The organism is Flavobacterium sp. 245 (assembly GCF_004362055.1).
Taxonomy (GTDB): Bacteria; Bacteroidota; Bacteroidia; order Flavobacteriales; family Flavobacteriaceae; genus Flavobacterium.
The window spans coordinates 43,890-60,986 of the sequence record NZ_SNXB01000014.1 but is presented as its reverse complement, the minus strand read 5'-3'; the positions used below and the strand labels follow the sequence as shown (position 1 = coordinate 60,986).

Genomic DNA, 17,097 nt, shown 5'->3' with positions numbered 1-17,097 from the left:
CAAAACCTTTTCGCAAATGAAATTAACTGTAACTTTTAAATCTTTCTTTAATAACGAAAAATCTGGAGGCCTTCTCTTATTATTTGTAACAATATGCTCTTTGTATTTAGCAAATTCCGCTTATTCTGAAGCATATGTCGCTTTTTGGGAAAAAGATTTCGGCGGGCATTCTATCACACATTGGATTAACGACGGTTTAATGACCATTTTTTTTCTTTTAATTGGCTTAGAATTAGAACGTGAAATTTATCACGGAGAATTATCAAACATAAAAAATGCTTCATTACCAATTATGGCTGCTCTTGGCGGTATGCTGGTTCCAGCTGCGATTTTTCTGGCCTTAAATTTTGGCACCCCAACCCAAAATGGAGCAGGAATTCCAATGGCAACTGATATTGCTTTTGCAATTGGGATTTTGTCCCTGCTAGGAAAAAAAGTTTCACCGTCACTAAAAGTATTTTTAACCGCTCTTGCCGTAATTGACGATTTAGGTGCTATAATTGTTATCGCTATTTTTTATACAACCTCAATTGCTTTTGTGAATCTCGCAATAGCTTTAGGAATTTGGGGTTTTCTTTTTATTCTCAACAGAATGAAAATACACAATATCATTCCGTACTTGATTGGCGGTATTATTATGTGGTATTTTATGCTGAATTCTGGCGTTCATGCTACTATTACAGGCGTTATACTGGCGTTTGTAATTCCGTTTGGAGATGGCAGCAAAAATTCAGCTTCGTACAAACTGCAGCATTTTTTACACAAACCTGTTGCTTTTATCATATTACCGTTGTTCGCCATTGCAAATACCTGTATTGCCATAACAAACGATTGGCACGAAGGCTTGAACCATCCTAACACTTTTGGAATTATACTTGGCTTAGTAATTGGAAAACCGCTCGGAATTGTTCTTTTTTCTTCGATTGGCGTTACTGCGGGATTATGTGCGTTGCCAAAAAGTTTAAAATGGTCACATCTTTTGGGCGCTGGAATGCTAGGCGGAATTGGTTTTACAATGTCTATTTTTATTACCATTTTAGCGTTTAAAGATCCTGAAACAATTGTTTTTTCTAAAATTGCTATTTTAATTGCGTCGTTACTTTCAGGATTTTTTGGATTCGTCTTTTTAAAATATACGTTGAATAAAAAATAAATTTAAAATCATGATCGCAAGAATCTGGCACGGAAAAACAAAAGTTGACGATTATGAGGTTTACACCGAGTTTATGATCAAAACTGCTATTCCCGATTATGAAAAAACAACAGGATTTGTGAAACTTTCCTTTTTGAGAAATATCAAAAATAACGAAGGACATTTTACACTTATAACGTATTGGGAAAACCTAGAAGTCATTAAAAATTTTGCTGGGGAAGATTTTGAAAAAGCAAAGTATTACCCAGAAGATGAGCAGTTTCTTTTAGAATTTGAAGAGAATGTTGAACATTTTGAAGTTTTTGCGTAATCAAAAGATATAATAATGAAAAAATCCAGGCTTTTATATCTTTCCTCCCTAATAATTATCCTCCTCATAGCAGGAACAATTATTTATTCGAGATTTAGCAACTGCGAAAATCCTGGCTGTGCAACGCAAAGTCAAAAACAGTTTAAAAAAAACAATTTAACTGCCAATCAAAAAAAGGGAAAAATACTATTTGATTCAAATTGTGCTGCCTGCCACAAAAAAGATTCTAAATCAACCGGGCCGGCACTTCATAAAATTGACTCAATTATATTTATTAATTGGCTTACCAATAAAAAGCATAAAATTGATAGCACAAAAGTTGAAGCTCTAGCTATAGACTATCATAAAACACTGTTTTCTAAAACACTATCTACAAAAGATGTCAATGATTTAATTGATTATTGCCACGCCGAATAAATTACTAAAAAACAAAAATTCCAAACTCCAACTATGAAAATTGGAATTTGGAATTTTATGATTTATAATTTTACTTCAATAAACCTTTAATCTGCTTCAAAGAAGTTTTGATTCCTTTTATTAATGACGAACTGAAACCGTTATGTTCCATTTCATTCAAACCAACAATTGTACAGCCTTGAGGTGTTGTTACACGGTCGATTAATTGTTCTGGGTGCACTTTTTCCTCTAATAACATTTTTGCGGCTCCTTTTGCTGTTTGTGCGGCTATTGCCAAAGCTGTATTGGAATCAAATCCAATTTCAATTCCGGCCTGCATAGAAGCACGAATATAACGCAATGCGTAAGCTGTTCCGCAAGCGCCTAAAACAGTTGCTGCATCCATTAATTTTTCATCGATAATCGGAGCAGTTCCCAAATCTTGAAACAAATCTACAATTGGCATCGCTTCTTCACGATCTGTTTCAGGAAAAGAAATACAAGTTGCCGATTCTCCAAACTGTGCCGCAATATTTGGCATGATACGCACAACAGGATATTCGTTCATTGTTTTTGACTGAAGCATATCCAAAGACAATCCACTTACCGCCGAAGCGATCGTTTTGTCTTTGATTACAGGCAAAATTTCATCTAAAACCGTATCAACCTGATAAGGTTTTATAGTCAAAATCACAACATCAGCTTCCTGAATATTGTGTTTATTATCGTTAGACACTGTAATTCCGTATTCAGTCAAATATTGAATACTGGCAATGTTTCTTCGTGTAACAGTAACTTGGTTGTTTTTCGAAAATTTAGCAATTCCCAAGGCAATAGAAACGCCAAGGTTTCCTCCTCCAATAATGTGTACTTTCATTTTGCTTGGTTTTAATTTATTTCTGGCAGATTAACACCTAATTCTTCAGATTGCAAATTACATAGAATTTAAAGATTTTAAATCACTGTAATCTATTAATTTGTGCCAAAAATCTAAAACCCTAGAATCATTTTAGCGACTCCAAAATAAAGCATAATTCCAAACACATCATTAGTTGTCGTAATAAACGGACCCGTTGCAATGGCAGGATCAATTTTATTTTTATGAAGAAAAAGCGGTACGAGAGTTCCTAAAGTTGCAGCGAACAAAATCACAACAATCATTGAAATTGAAATAGCCACACCTACTAAATATTGTCCATACATAAGAGAATGATATCCAAGCAAAAGAAATGAAATAATACTTCCTGAAATCATTGAAACGGTAAGTTCTTTACTAAAATAACTACGGCTGAATTCCTTAAGAGTTCCATTTGCCAAACCTTGAACAACGATTGCCGAAGCCTGAACACCAATATTTCCGGCAGTTGCTGATAGCAAAGGCACAAAAATAATTAAGGTGGAATATTTTTGAAAAGCACTTTCATTATCTTTCAAAACAAAGGAAGCAACAATCTCGATCACCATTCCAATTAAAAGCCAAGGCAAACGCGCTTTCGTTAATTCAAGAACACTGTCATTACTTTCAATGTCCTGCGTAATACCCGCTGCTAATTGGTAATCCTTATCTGCTTCATCTTTAATAACGTCTACGATATCATCAATTGTAATTCTCCCTACTAATCGTCCAAGTTCATCTACAACCGGAATAGCTTCCAAATCGTATTTCTGCATGATACGCGCTACCTCAACATCTTCAGTATCGACGTTTACAAAATTTAGTTTTCGGATATAAATATCTCCAATTTGCGTTTTGGTAGAAGTGGTCAGCAAATCTTTAAGAGACAATCTGCCTTTTAAACGGTTTTCATCATCAACAACATAGATCGAATGTACTCGTGAAACATTTTCTGCCTGAATTCGCATTTCTTTTACACAAGTCAATACGTTCCAGTTTTCGTTGACTTTCACAAGCTCCTTTCCCATCAAACCACCCGCCGTGTTTTCATCATAGCGCAATAATTCGACAATATCTTTTGCGTGCTCAACATCGAGCAGCTCCGAGATAACTTCTGCCTTAATTTCCTGCGAAAGCTCAGCGATAATATCGGCCGCATCATTTGTTTCAAGCTCATCGAGCTCTTCAGCAATTTCTTTAGGTGAAAGTCGGCTTAAGATATTCTCACGTAGATCATCTTCTAATTCAAGAAGAATTTCAGCTGTTTTATCACTATCTAAAACCTTAAAAATGTAGGTTGCTTCGTCAAAATCTAATTCGTCAAGAATTTCGGCGATATCGGCATGGTGAAGATCATTAAGTAAAATTTCAAGTTCGTTGTCATTTTTCTTAACGATATGCTCCTCTAGTTGTTGGATAAATTCTTTGCTAACTTTGAACTCCATCGGCTTCTATTTTTTGAGTCAAAACAATAAATTCGTCAACGCTAAGCTGCTCGGGACGTTTATCAAAGATAGTGTCTTCTCGCAAATTATCTGATAAATTTAATGTTTTCAAACTGTTACGTAATGTTTTTCGTCTTTGCTGAAAAGCCGTTTTTACAACCGTAAAAAATAACTTTTCACCACAAGGAAGACTGTAATCTTCCTTTCGGGTCATTTTCATCACACCCGACTTGACCTTGGGCGGAGGAATAAAAACATTTTCGCTTACAGTAAACAAATACTCAGTATCATAGAAAGCCTGTGCCAGCACAGACAAGATTCCGTAGGCTTTTGAGCCTTTTTTCTCGCAGATTCGCTCTGCAACTTCCTTTTGAAACATTCCTGAAAATTCAGGAATCTGATCTCTAAACTCAAGCGTTCTAAAAACAATTTGAGTTGAAATATTATACGGGAAATTGCCAATTATAGCAAACTGTTTGTTTTCGTAAACCTGATTTATATTGTATTTCAGAAAATCTTCTGAAATGATATTACCTTTTAGTTTTGAATAATTCGCATCCAGATACGCAACAGATTCTGTATCAATTTCGATTACTCTTGTATGTACAGGCTTGTCAAGTAAATATTTAGTAAGCACACCCATCCCTGGTCCTATTTCTAACACCTCATCGTATCCCTTTAAACTTAAAGTATCAGCAATTGCTTTTGCGATGCTTTCGTCTTTAAGGAAATGCTGTCCTAAATGCTTTTTGGCTTTTACTTTTTCCATTTTCTTACTTGTTTTGCCACGAGGGCGCAAAAGTATTCTTTTTGATGCTACGGGTCAAAGCTTATTTCACTTTTTTTGCCTCAAAGGCTCAAAGTAACAAAGCTTTATTTTTTTATCCTGCCACAAAGACTCGAATTTCTACAATTTTCAGAAAATCTAAGAAGTCCAAAAATCTAACAATCTCTTTTAATGATCTGAAATAACTTCTAATTCTGTTCTAAAAGAAAGCATTTTATCTGCAAATAATTCTAATGCTTCTCTGTCAAATTTTGGCTGATCTTCAAGATAATACTTCTCAAGAGTATCTTTACTGTCTGTTGTATATTGAACAGAATAGGTGATCCCTCCCATTTCTTCTTCAACTAAAACTTTCACAATTCGTGCTGAAGAAAATTTTTCTGTCGCCAGAATTTCTGGTATATGTTTCTCCTGCATCCATTTTAACCATTGGTCATGAACGCTTTCGTGTATATTGGTAGTTATATTGTAAATTATCATTTTTTTAAAGGTTCTGAGATTCTAAGGTTCTAAGAGACTAAGTTTTTTACTTTTTGATTCTTAAAATCTTACGCAAATCTTCATATTACTAATTCTTTTTTTTAAAATCTTTTATTCGATTAAACAGTTAAACGATTAACCGATTAAACCAAACTATAAATTCTTATCTCCTCTTAACTCTCGGTATTTTTTTCTCGCATCGACAAAGTAAATACTGTCCTGATGGTTAAAAATCACCTTTTCGTACAAAGGTTTTGCTTTTTCAATATCTTTTAGCTCATCGTTATAAATTTCTGCCGAAAAGAACAGCGCTTCATCGACATAAATTCCGTCACTATGATTGTCAATTATTTGCTGGTATTGGCTTAACGCCGAATTAAAATCTTTTAGGCTTTCATATATTTTACCTAAACGCAACATTGTAACAGCTTCTATTTCTTGGCCTTTATAGGCTTTCAGGATGTTCTGAAACTGTGTAATTGCCTCTTGCTTTTTATTTTGATAAATTAAAAAATCACCTTTGGCAAATTGTTTTAAAGCTGTTTGTGTCGAATCAGCAACCGTATTATCATTAATTAACAAAAAATACTCTAGCGCATCGTTTGCGATTAATTGTGTGCTTGCCGATTTCAATTCTTTAAACTGCTTTAAAGCCCACTCAAAATCGGTTTTATAATAACTTGTTTTAGCGGCTTTTAAACTTGCTTCGTGCGACATTACATCATTCTTTAAATCCAATTGAATCTGCGAATAGTAAATAAGCGCCTGATTGAATTTTTCCTGCAAAAGCAAAATATCACCCAATTCCATTTTAGCATCGGCTTCCTGGTAATCATTTAAATTAAACTCTAATGCGTGCTTGACAATTGCGATCCCTTCTTCGGGATTTTTTAAGTTAAAAGCAGTAAAATGTGCTCTAACTAATTGCAAAGATAAGGTAAAAGGAGTTATTTCGTAAGTTGTCAGCAATTGTTGTAGTTCAGCATCAATTGCAGGATAATCTTTTTCCTGTGCTTTTTCTATTTTGATTTCCATCAAATAGTAATTTGTCTCAATCAACAAATCTAAATTTTTAGTATTTAAAAGAATGAAATTCAGAATCTCTGCAGCTGTTTCAGTATCGTCTTCATTCAATGCAAACTGACTCAAATTGACAATACTCGAAAGTGATTCCGGTTCACGCTTATAAATTGCTTTTTCCTGAATAAAAGCTTTTCCAAACTCTTTTTGCTGCACATAAAACCAGCTCAAATAATGATTCCAGAAAACATCCTGATCTTTTTGTGTTTTTAAAATCAAGGCTTTTCGCATGGCATCTTTAAAAGCAGTATTATCTGTTTCACCATTCATGAAACGCGATAATTGTGTCTGAATTAAATTAGCATTCTGCGGATTTTTATAGGATTCTGCCAGCAAAAGGTCAATCATTTCATCTGTTCTGCCCAATTGACCATATAACATTCCAATCTGGAAGTTAAAGTTGTAATTTGGTTGAATCTGCATTGCGGTCTGATAGGCTTTTAAAGCATATTCGAGCAACACTTTTTTCTCAAATGAGTTTCCAATTCCGTAAACATCATTCGGGTTTGCTTTGATTTTTTCGATTGCCTGATCGTAATAGCTTCTTGCTTTAGATTCATTTTTCTGCAATTGGTAATTATAGCCCAATTCTACCAAAAAAACGCCTTGCTTGTATTTACTGTAACGATCCTGAAGCGCTTTTTCGGCCACTGCATATTGCTGCAATTGCTGATAACAGTCAATCGTTCTTAAAAAATATTGCGTATTAGACGGCGCACTTGTCAAAAGCTCTTCATAGCTGACTTTTGCTTTCTCGAAATCGCCTTTATCGAAGTAATATTGAGCCAATTGCTCATTTTGAGAAAATATAAGACTTGACCACAGTAAAACAATATAGATAAAGATGTTTTTCATACTTCAGTTTTTTAATGTGGCATCTTATTAGCGCAGTATTCAGTCTCGGAGTTAAAATCAGTTTTAAAACTCTACTTCATTTCAAGTTTTGATTTCCAGATAATCAAAGTTAATCCAATTAAAATAAAGGGAATACTTAAAATTTGTCCCATATTTATGATCATATTATTTTCAAAAATTTCCTGATTTTCCTTGAAAAATTCAATTATAAACCTAGCTAAAAACAATAGAGTCAAAAAAGTTCCGAATAGTAATCCGCTGGTATTCTTTATTTTGTCTGATTTATACATCCAAAATAAAATTCCAAAAATCAACAAATACGAAAATGCTTCATACAATTGTGTTGGGTGTCTTGGAATTAAATCATCTCTTTGAAAAACAACACCCCAATTTCCGTTAGTAGGTTTTCCGTAAATTTCCGAATTCATAAAATTTCCAAATCTGATAAAAGCGCCTGTAACCGGAACACCAATTGCCATTCTATCCAGCAACCACAAAAACTTCACTTTGTACTTTCTACAATATAAAATCATCGCAATTAAAACGCCTATTGTTCCTCCATGACTTGCCAATCCTTGAAAACCAACAAATTTATAAACTCCTCCAATTTTTTGAATTGGCAAAAGTATTTCTATCGGATGCTGCAAAAAATAGTCAGCCTCATAAAAAAAACAATGTCCTAATCGGGCGCCCAAAATTGTTCCCACAATTACGTAAACCAATAAACTGTCAAGATTTTCTATAGAAATGTTTTCCTTTTTATAAATATTTCTAACAATATAATAACCTAATAAAAGTCCGATAGCAAAAAGAGCTCCGTAATATTTTAACGGAAAACTGTCTGTAATCATTACTATTACAGGATCTACATTCCAATTTAAAACTCCGTTCTTCATAATCCCGGTTTTCAGTTTTCAGTCGCAGTTTTCAGTCGCAGTACAAAACTGTAAACTGCGACTGTAAACTGTAAACTAAATTAATTTATAATATCAAATCCACAGTAAGGACGTAAAACTTCTGGTATTACAATCCCTTCCGGTGTTTGGTAATTTTCTAAAATTCCGGCCAAAACTCTAGGCAACGCCAATGAACTTCCGTTCAAAGTATGTGCCAATTGGTTTTTACCATCTTTGTCTTTGAAACGTAATTTCAAACGGTTTGCCTGAAAAGTTTCGAAGTTAGAAACAGAACTGATTTCTAACCAACGATCCTGCGCTGTAGAAAACACTTCAAAATCATAAGTCAAAGCCGATGTGAAACCCATATCGCCTCCGCAAAGACGTAAAATTCTGTATGGCAATTTCAATTCCTGAAGAATATTTTTTACGTGTTCAACCATTCCGTCTAAAGCTTCGTATGATTTTTCTGGATGTTCGATACGTACGATTTCAACTTTATCAAATTGATGCAAACGATTTAATCCGCGCACGTGAGCTCCATAAGAACCTGCTTCGCGACGAAAACATGGTGTGTAAGCCGTGTGCAAAACTGGCAAATCGCTTTCGTTCAAAATAACATCGCGGAATAAATTTGTAACTGGAACCTCAGCCGTTGGAATCAAATATAAATCATCAATTGTTGAATGATACATTTGCCCTTCTTTGTCTGGCAATTGTCCTGTTCCAAATCCTGAAGCTTCGTTTACCAAATGCGGCACCTGAACTTCATTATATCCTGATGCAGTATTCTTATCTAAAAAATAATTGATTAAAGCGCGCTGTAAACGAGCACCTTTTCCTTTGTAAACAGGAAAACCGGCACCAGTAATTTTTACACCAAGCTCAAAATCAATAATATCATATTTTTTCACCAATTCCCAATGTGGTTGTGCACCTTCATGCAAAACTGGAACTTCTCCTTCTTCAAAAACATTTACGTTATCGTCTGGCGTTTTTCCTTCTGGAACAATATCGGCAGGAAGATTTGGCAAAGTATATAATTTGTTTGTCAATTCAACAGCAAGAGCTTCGGCTTTTTCTCCAAGTTCTTTGCTTTTTTCTTTTAAAGAAACTGTTTTTTCTTTTAAAATAGCCGCTTTTGATTTCTCACCAGCCTTCATTAACTCGCCAATATCTTTGGATAATTTATTAGATTCAGATAAAACATTGTCTAATTCTGCCTGCGCAGCACGACGGTTTTCATCTAATTGCACCACCTCTTCAACAACGCTTTTAGCATCGATATTTCGTTTTGCTAAAGCCTTGATTACTTTCTCTTGATTTTCTCTAATAAATGCGATTTGTAACATAGCTTGATTTTTGTAACTATTGTATTTTTTTATAATGGAAGCAAATTTAAGGAAATGTTTCCTAAGAATACTACAAAGTTGATTGTTTGGTTTTTTTTTATCTTTTTAGTAAAATCGCTTTAAATATTTATTTTTTATTTTCACTAATAAAATTTTCTTTAAATCAGAAAATACTTCTTTATTGATCGCATACTCCAATTTCTATATATTTGTAGTTAACAAAATCAACCAATGAAGAAAACAATACTTTTATTTTTAGCAATTGTTGCTGCAACAATTACAAGCTGTAATCAGCAAACTCTTGAAAGCTATAATAATACTATTGTTTTAGCTCATAAAGAATTGCTTAACATCAATGATAATTTTTACAAAGAAGCGGCATCTCATGCAGGAAACCCTGAATCTAAAGATTTGTTGATTAATTTGATTAAAGAAACCAAAATAAAAATTAATGAAGGAAAAAAGCCAGTCGAAGCTTTAGTTCCTTTTACTGATCATGGTTTAAGAAGGACTATTTTAGAAATGTATTCCAGCACCGAAGATGCGATGGATCTTTATGCTGTAAATGTCGATTTGATTACAGAAAAAGGCAACGAAGAAAAAACAGCAAAACTATTTAGGGAAAATATTTCAAAATTTACAGAATTAGACCAGCTGATAAAAGATCTTCAGGTTCAATATGCGTATTACAACAATGGAAAATTGAGATAAAATAAAAAACGGAAACAACTTTAAAAAAGTTATTTCCGTTTCGTGATAAATCCTACAATTAAGGATTTATTTTTTACTCATTATCTAGTATAAACCGTGATTATACCAGCTGCGTCTTTCACCTTTAATTCTTTAAGTGTTAGATTTACGATATCCTGGGTTTTAGTCACACCATTAACAACAGTAGTTATATTATTGTGTGATCTTGAATAAATTCCTGATTGAACTGTTAGTGCACAAGCACTTACAGCTGAACTATAATCACCAATATTTACTGTATTATCCAATTTTAACTCTAGATAATCTTTGTTGCATCCACTTTGATTTTCTGGCGCATCAATCAATGTTTCTGTTCCATTAATGACAGTTCCCGTTTTGCTAAGATCCCATTTTCCTTCTAACGGAATTAGTGTTTCCCCTTCATTATCATCATTGCTGCAAGATGTTGAAAATAATCCAATACTAAGTATTAAGGCGAGTAATAAGCTTCTAGTTTTCATGTTTGATTTCTTTAAAATTAATACTGCTAAATTAATTTCAAAGCCTTCTCGATGTGTTACATAAATTTCCCGATGATTTACATAATTATTACAATTTCGTAAGTTTATTCATAAAAAACCTAAAAAACAGTGTAGAATCATAAAACTCAAATAATTCTGATATATTTGTTTAACAATAATTTACAAAGTTTTAACCTATGAAAAAAATTACTCTAGTGCTCTTACTAATTATTTCATCACTATCTATCAGCTGTAATGAAAGAACTACAGAGAGCTACAACAACCAAATCGTCGAGGCTCACACAAAGCTTTTCCAAGCTAATGAGGAATTCCTAAAAGGAAGTTTGAATTTTATTGGGAAACCAGAATCAAAAAAAGAATTTCTGGCACTGATTAAAACGACCAGAAACAAATTAATAGAAGCACAAAAGCCAATTGAGCTTTTAGCGCCATTAAACTCCGACCAAGGTTTAAGAAAAACGATGCTTGAAATGTTTTCTACAAGCATAACTTCTATGGACGGTTTTGAAATAAACATAGACATTTTAACCACTAAAGACAACGAAGCTAAAGCAGCGACTATGCTTCAAGGAGCTTTTAGTGAGATAGTAGCGCTTGACGAAACTATTAAACAAATTCAGGTTGAATATGCAAATTCTAATAATGCTCAATTAAGATAAGATCTTAGTTGGGCATTGTCCCATTTACCTAAGTTAATTTCCTTTTACAATCCTTTATTTTCTGCCAGCAACGCTTTTAGTTCATCCGTTTTTATATAAACGGCATAGCGCCCAGCGAGCAATAACATTTCTTTTTCTTGTGGAGATATTTTTAGTTTAGTTTCAACGTGAGATGCATATTCATATAGCATCAAAAGTTCGCCGGCACTAAAATTTTTAAACGTGTCTTGATTTAAACTTGAAAGTACAAGCTCGCCATTTTTATCTTTTTTAAAGTGCTCCGCACCGAATTTTGCAATCAACTGTGTTCTAAAATCATCATGAAGTTTTAGCCAGCTTGCAACTCCATCATCGGTATTTTTTAATTGTGTGACCAAATCTTCATAAGCCTGATCTTTTTTTAAACTTGACAAATAATTTCGCAAAGTACTAAAACCGATAATCTGGTAATTTGAAGTCGGTATTTTGTATTTATCTAGAACATTTTCAACATCTTTTTCAAAAGTAATATAACGCGTTTGAACCGTATATAAAGAAGCTGTTTCTAAAAGCGAAAGCAATCTAATTTTCTCGTCGTTTATAAATGGCGCTTTTTTTCCGGGTCCCAAACAATCAATAAAAAGTGCTTTTTTATTTTTGTCTTTAACTTTAGTATCGCTGTGAAGTAATTCAATAAGCGTTTCATAGCCCGTGTTGTCTGATGCTCCGCCATCAATTACACATAAAATTTTGTCCTGGTTTTTGATTCCGAATTTTGTTTTTGGAAGAACACCAGGAAACGCCGAACTCGCTGTAATAGCATATGTCAACGGAAAATCATAACCATTATTTATTTGATTTCCGTCAAGTGGAATTGGCGCTTTATTGGGAGCCAAAGAAGCATTAATTTTCAAAGCACGAATAATATGCGGCATGAACGGAAAACGTTCTCCGTTATTATATGCCGTTCCGTTAGCGACCATTATTGGTAATTTCGGACTTAGTTTACTGTCTTTCGGAACAAAAAAGTCAGCCAAAAGCATTTGAGTTTTAAACTTATTCTCGTTTTCAGGATTTGCACTATCATATTGCAAAACTTCAAAATCTAATCTTTGCGCCATTGAGACTTTTTCGCCCTTTTCGTTTCGGCTATTGTTAAGAAGAGATAATAGTGTCGCTGATTTATTTACATCCGATTTATAAGCATCGGCTTTAGAAAAATAAAATTCATTGAAAGAGCAATTATCATATTGCAGTTTATTTTTCAAAACCGTCAAATAATATCCCGCCGAGTAACAGCCTCCAGAAACAGTCGAAAAATAATCAACTTCATTCAAAAAATTGCGTTTCGAGTCATTTTCCTGAATTTCTTCTAAACCCAAAAGAACGCCCATGCTAAAAAACTGCGCTCTCGAACCTCCACCAGAAATCCCAACTCCCAAAGCAATATTAGGGTTTTGAAATTTTGAATCTCTTTCCTGAACCGATTTATAATCAGCAAGTGAAACTTCAGGAATCGAGCTATAATTGATTTCTGAAAATAGATTTATTTTGTTTTGAGAAATTGCTGTTTGAGCAAAAATAACGAGCAAAATTGGGCAGTACTTAAATCTCATTTTGGTTGTTTTAAAATAGATAAATCACTCCAAGCGAAGTCTGCAAAAATTCGCTAAGAATGTTTTAAAGAAATGGCAATTACTCTCGCAAAGTCGCGAAGTCGCAAAGTTTTGTTTTCTCTGCGACTTCCCGGCTTTGCGAGATTTAAACAAAAAAACTCACTCTGTATTAAACAGTCTCAGTATATAAGAGAGTTCGTAAACAATAAACAGCAAAACCAAAATAGTATGAAACATTTTATTATTGACTTTTATTGCCACAAAACACAAAATAATATGACCTATAATCCGAACAAAATATTCGGTTTGATTGTATAAAAAATAATCACCGCCTTTTATCGCCGTGTCAACAATATCAGCTATAAAACTAATCGCCAATATAGAAAAAAACCAATTTTTACGAGAATAAAAATAATCTTCATAACCCGTATAATCCACTAAATCGTCTGGATATAAAATCGCGCAGAGCAGATAATAAATCAGTATATAACAGATTATAAAAAAGTAATCTATGAAATACCATTCGGTTATCAATTTCAGATTAAACTCCCACCACCAAAAATGGATAATCAGCAAAAAAACATAAAACACCCAAAGCGAATGCACAAAATAAATTTTCTTTCGTCCCGGATGCTGAATAAAAATAACCGATCCTTTTATCAGATGTGTCAAACTCAACCCGAGAATAATCCCGATAATCGACTTGATGTGCGTTAGTTCTTCCATAAATAAAAACAATATTTATACAGAACTAAAATTAACTCAATTAATTCAAAAACAAGCGTTTGTGAATATAATTTTACTAATTCAGCTTAACCTTGCGGTTAAAAATATTAAGCTCTTTTAATTTCATGCCCCACAAATTCCTCTAAAGCCGCAAACATCTCGTCTACCGAAAGCACTTCAAAATCCGGGTGATTCTTCAAGAAATTAGCATTTAGCTCTGCAAGATTTTCTTCTAATTCAAAAAATTTATCGTTGTTCAAAGCATCACGAACTGGATTTGCGCCTTCTAATTTTCCTTTTAAAAACTTATCCAATTTAATATTACTCGTAATTCTAACTTTTTTGCTTTGTTCCAAAAACAATTCCAAGTGTTTTTCGGCACCAATTAAAGCCAGACCTTCTTCGATCAATTCGTTTAATTCTTTGTTCCATCCAGAATTGTGCACAAACTGCGCAAAATTTCCTTCTGCATATTGCGAATAGTAATAATCAAGGTAATAACTCGTAATTGCATCTTCATGAATCAATTCGTCATCGACACCTTCTTCGCGCATTAAGTTGATTACCGAAATATTAGAATGTACAACATCCTGCGGATTTTCACTTTTCATTGCCGTTTCTGAAACTATTATTCTGCCAAATTCCTCCATTGTATCTTGTTTTGAATTGTTTATGCTAAGATCTAAATCTTCGCCGTTCGTTTTTTCATTTATTTTAGTTGCCAAAGCCTTCAACCGTTTGGCCTGAGCTTCCTTTTCTTCTCTAAGTTTAGCCTTTTTCCTGTTGAGCAACTTAGTGTGCAAAGCCTTATTTTTGGTATTTTTTTCTGGTCCCTTCCCCATGATTTCTATCCTTCAGGTTTTCATTTGCAAATTTCGTGGAAATAATAATACAAACACCAATATTTTTTTGGGCGTTTCCCTCCGGGCCGGGCTATCCGCTTCAAGTCCTCGCACTTCCTTCGTCAGGCTGTGGGCTTTCCGCTACTATCCCTAACGCAATCAAGGTTGCATAAGAAAAAATCATTTTTCCAAGTTTCTTTAAAAAAAAATAAAATTGAAACGCAACCATTTAACAAAAACGCTATCTCTTTAATTAGCAAAACATTACAATCTATATTTCAACTTAAAACCAAAAACATGAAACAGATTATTTTATTTCTAAGCCTTGTATTAACATTAGCAAGTTGCAGTAATGATGATTCAGAAAGATCAAATGTTTCGTTTACAACAATTTTGCAAAATGACATTTATGGCCCCAAAGATGGAACTATTCCTAAATCAAATAGGGTCATTACAAACGAGACCGAATGGAATGCTTTATTGTCACAATTAAATATCATTACGCAAGCTTTATACGAATCACCAGACACAAATGTTGATTTTACAAAATATCAGGTCATTGCTGTTTTTGACGAAGTGCGTCATTCTGGCGGCTATTCTATCGACATTACCAACATTACACAATCAAACAGCCAGATAACAGTTAAAGTTGAACAATTAAAAAAAGGCGGTTTTACCTCTGTAATTACACAGCCTTTTCATATTGTCAAGATTGCAAAATCGAACAAAACCGTTGTTTTTAAATAAATCAATTTTATTCTCTGTTATTTATAATATTTTTACAGATAATAACATTCGAATAAAATGGCACCAACCTTCTTCTCCACTCAAGAAAAATTCAGAGAATGGCTAGAAAAGCATTATCAAAATGAAACGGAACTTTTAGTAGGTTTCTACAAAGTGAAAAGTAAAAAACCGTGTATGACCTGGTCAGAATCGGTTGATCAAGCACTTTGTTTTGGCTGGATTGACGGCATTCGAAAAACTATTGATGATGAAAGTTACACTATCCGATTTACGCCAAGAAAAAAATCAAGTATTTGGAGTGCAATCAACATCAAGAAAATAGAACAGCTTACAAAAGCCGGACTCATGAAAGAAGCCGGAATTAAAGCTTTCGAATTCAGATCTGAAGAAAGATCCAAAATTTATTCGCATGAAAACGAAGCGTATGTTCTCGATCCTGAGTTTGAAAAACAATTTAAAGCTCATAAAACAGCGTGGGAATATTTCAATAATCAGGCTCCATCGTACAAAAAAGTAATCATTCACGTAATTATGAGCGCCAAGCAAGAAAAAACCAGACTTGCGAGATTAGAGAAAGCAATAAAATTTAGCGCCGAGGGAAAACGAATGTTGTAATGCCTATTGCTTTAGTATAGTATAAACAGTAACTTTATTCCGTCTAAAAAGTTTCAGCTAAAAAGAAAAAGGAATGGAAGGAAGAAAAGCATTAGAATATTACGTTTTGGATGTGTTTTCAAACGAAAGCTACAAAGGAAATCCGCTTTCGGTGGTTTTTACTGATGGAAATCTAAAACTAGAAACCTATAAAGATATTTCTAAAGAATTTGGCTATTCCGAAACTTCTTTTGTCTATTACTCTGCCAGAGAAAAAGCACTGATGGTTCGTTCATTTACTCCAACCGGAATCGAAATCGACGGCGCAGGACACAATTTGTTAGGCGCAGTCTGTGGCGCTCTGTTAAAAGGAATCCCAATTTTTGAGGACCAAAACGAAAGTGAGCCTTTTGTAATCATGAAACATTCAGCAATACCTGTAACGGTAAGCTTTGATCCGGTTACTTTTTATCCTGTTGTTCAAATGCATCAAAAATCGGCTGTTATCAAACAGGAAATCCCAACGTATAGAATTGCGGTGGCTCTCGGCTTAAAAATTGAAGATTTAGATGTGAATGCTTTTGTCCCAACAATCGTTAAAACTGAAGTCGCCCACACAATGGTGCCCATAAAAAACAGTCAATTACTTAACAGCTGCATTCCAGACAACCAACTCTTAATCGAAATCTCAAAAGAATATAATTTTGAAGGGTTTTATTGTTTCACAATTGCCAATGGCGATCAAGAACATATAGTTGAAACAAGATTTTTTAATCCCATAATTGGGATAAATGAAGATCCAGCGACAGGCACCGCTGCAGGTCCTTTAATTGGTTTTTTAACACAAAAGAAATTCACTAAATCTGAAAAGGAATACAAAATTCTTCAAGGCGTAAAATTAAAACAGGCATCGTTGATTGAAGTTATGAATCGTGAAGAAGATATTTTAGTTGGCGGTTCTTCGATTATTACTATGAAAGGCGAACTTTATATTTAACAGAAAATATTTACACTATTTGATGCAGAATTAAAACAGTAATTGTTAAAAGATGA

The 17,097-nt window shown here is 33.8% G+C and carries 19 protein-coding genes; 8 read left to right on the top strand and 11 right to left on the bottom strand.

The window, feature by feature from the left end; translation table 11 throughout:
* Nucleotides 1-16 precede the first annotated feature (16 nt).
* From nhaA to EV145_RS20680, 3 genes are read left to right on the top strand one after another with little or no spacing between them, the layout of a single operon-like run.
* Entirely contained in the window at nt 17-1,153 is a 1,137-nt protein-coding gene (nhaA, locus tag EV145_RS20690; RefSeq protein WP_133527091.1) for a Na+/H+ antiporter NhaA, read from the top strand.
* A gap of 10 nt (nt 1,154-1,163) precedes the next feature.
* On the top strand, nt 1,164-1,463 hold the full coding sequence (locus EV145_RS20685) for an antibiotic biosynthesis monooxygenase family protein (RefSeq protein ID WP_133527090.1): 300 nt from the start codon (nt 1,164-1,166) through the stop codon (nt 1,461-1,463).
* A gap of 15 nt (nt 1,464-1,478) precedes the next feature.
* Nucleotides 1,479-1,880 carry a c-type cytochrome gene (locus EV145_RS20680; protein ID WP_133527089.1) on the top strand — a complete coding sequence of 134 codons (402 nt, stop codon included), beginning with the start codon at nt 1,479-1,481 and terminating at the stop codon, nt 1,878-1,880.
* Between the two features lie 70 nt (nt 1,881-1,950).
* Here the strand turns inward: EV145_RS20680 and proC are convergent, their stop codons facing one another.
* The 7 genes from proC to serS all read right to left on the bottom strand — a co-directional run bounded on the left by proC (nt 1,951) and on the right by serS (nt 9,649).
* Nucleotides 1,951-2,736, bottom strand: a complete 786-nt coding sequence (gene proC / locus EV145_RS20675) for a pyrroline-5-carboxylate reductase (protein ID WP_133527088.1) — start codon at nt 2,734-2,736, stop codon at nt 1,951-1,953.
* A 113-nt stretch (nt 2,737-2,849) separates the two neighbouring features.
* Nucleotides 2,850-4,199: a magnesium transporter gene (gene mgtE, locus EV145_RS20670; RefSeq protein ID WP_133527087.1), complete on the bottom strand. Its 1,350-nt coding sequence runs from the start codon at nt 4,197-4,199 to the stop codon at nt 2,850-2,852.
* On the bottom strand, nt 4,183-4,968 hold the full coding sequence (rsmA, locus tag EV145_RS20665; RefSeq protein WP_133527086.1) for a 16S rRNA (adenine(1518)-N(6)/adenine(1519)-N(6))-dimethyltransferase RsmA: 786 nt from the start codon (nt 4,966-4,968) through the stop codon (nt 4,183-4,185). Before rsmA ends, mgtE begins: the two co-directional genes overlap by 17 nt.
* Nucleotides 4,969-5,154: 186 nt before the next feature.
* Complete coding sequence (locus EV145_RS20660; protein ID WP_133527085.1) at nt 5,155-5,466, bottom strand: DUF4286 family protein; 312 nt, start codon at nt 5,464-5,466, stop codon at nt 5,155-5,157.
* A 153-nt stretch (nt 5,467-5,619) separates the two neighbouring features.
* Nucleotides 5,620-7,401 carry a tetratricopeptide repeat protein gene (locus EV145_RS20655; RefSeq protein WP_133527084.1) on the bottom strand — a complete coding sequence of 594 codons (1,782 nt, stop codon included), beginning with the start codon at nt 7,399-7,401 and terminating at the stop codon, nt 5,620-5,622.
* A gap of 71 nt (nt 7,402-7,472) precedes the next feature.
* Nucleotides 7,473-8,297, bottom strand: coding sequence for a prolipoprotein diacylglyceryl transferase (gene lgt, locus EV145_RS20650; protein ID WP_133527083.1), 825 nt, complete (start codon nt 8,295-8,297; stop codon nt 7,473-7,475).
* Nucleotides 8,298-8,377: 80 nt separating this feature from the next.
* A complete protein-coding gene (gene serS / locus EV145_RS20645; protein WP_133527082.1) occupies nt 8,378-9,649 on the bottom strand; it encodes a serine--tRNA ligase in 1,272 nt (423 codons plus the stop codon).
* Nucleotides 9,650-9,880: 231 nt separating this feature from the next.
* On the opposite strand from serS, the gene EV145_RS20640 reads away from it, so the two are divergent.
* Nucleotides 9,881-10,360 carry a hypothetical protein gene (locus EV145_RS20640; protein ID WP_133527081.1) on the top strand — a complete coding sequence of 160 codons (480 nt, stop codon included), beginning with the start codon at nt 9,881-9,883 and terminating at the stop codon, nt 10,358-10,360.
* Nucleotides 10,361-10,440: 80 nt separating this feature from the next.
* Here the strand turns inward: EV145_RS20640 and EV145_RS20635 are convergent, their stop codons facing one another.
* Complete coding sequence (locus EV145_RS20635) at nt 10,441-10,860, bottom strand: lipocalin family protein (RefSeq protein WP_133527080.1); 420 nt, start codon at nt 10,858-10,860, stop codon at nt 10,441-10,443.
* A 197-nt stretch (nt 10,861-11,057) separates the two neighbouring features.
* On the opposite strand from EV145_RS20635, the gene EV145_RS20630 reads away from it, so the two are divergent.
* Nucleotides 11,058-11,540, top strand: a complete 483-nt coding sequence (locus EV145_RS20630) for a hypothetical protein (protein ID WP_133527079.1) — start codon at nt 11,058-11,060, stop codon at nt 11,538-11,540.
* A gap of 44 nt (nt 11,541-11,584) precedes the next feature.
* Here EV145_RS20630 and EV145_RS20625 read toward each other — a convergent pair whose 3' ends face one another.
* The 3 genes from EV145_RS20625 to EV145_RS22690 all read right to left on the bottom strand — a co-directional run bounded on the left by EV145_RS20625 (nt 11,585) and on the right by EV145_RS22690 (nt 14,703).
* A complete protein-coding gene (locus EV145_RS20625; RefSeq protein ID WP_133527078.1) occupies nt 11,585-13,135 on the bottom strand; it encodes a patatin-like phospholipase family protein in 1,551 nt (516 codons plus the stop codon).
* Between the two features lie 159 nt (nt 13,136-13,294).
* Entirely contained in the window at nt 13,295-13,861 is a 567-nt protein-coding gene (locus EV145_RS20620; RefSeq protein WP_133527077.1) for a hypothetical protein, read from the bottom strand.
* Between the two features lie 107 nt (nt 13,862-13,968).
* On the bottom strand, nt 13,969-14,703 hold the full coding sequence (locus EV145_RS22690) for a DUF4375 domain-containing protein (protein WP_410501086.1): 735 nt from the start codon (nt 14,701-14,703) through the stop codon (nt 13,969-13,971).
* 297 nt (nt 14,704-15,000) lie between these two features.
* On the opposite strand from EV145_RS22690, the gene EV145_RS20610 reads away from it, so the two are divergent.
* The 3 genes from EV145_RS20610 to EV145_RS20600 all read left to right on the top strand — a co-directional run bounded on the left by EV145_RS20610 (nt 15,001) and on the right by EV145_RS20600 (nt 17,041).
* Nucleotides 15,001-15,450: a protease complex subunit PrcB family protein gene (locus EV145_RS20610; protein WP_133527076.1), complete on the top strand. Its 450-nt coding sequence runs from the start codon at nt 15,001-15,003 to the stop codon at nt 15,448-15,450.
* 57 nt (nt 15,451-15,507) lie between these two features.
* Complete coding sequence (locus tag EV145_RS20605; RefSeq protein ID WP_133527075.1) at nt 15,508-16,065, top strand: YdeI/OmpD-associated family protein; 558 nt, start codon at nt 15,508-15,510, stop codon at nt 16,063-16,065.
* A 73-nt stretch (nt 16,066-16,138) separates the two neighbouring features.
* Nucleotides 16,139-17,041: a PhzF family phenazine biosynthesis protein gene (locus tag EV145_RS20600; protein ID WP_133527074.1), complete on the top strand. Its 903-nt coding sequence runs from the start codon at nt 16,139-16,141 to the stop codon at nt 17,039-17,041.
* The last annotated feature ends 56 nt before the right edge of the window (nt 17,042-17,097 follow it).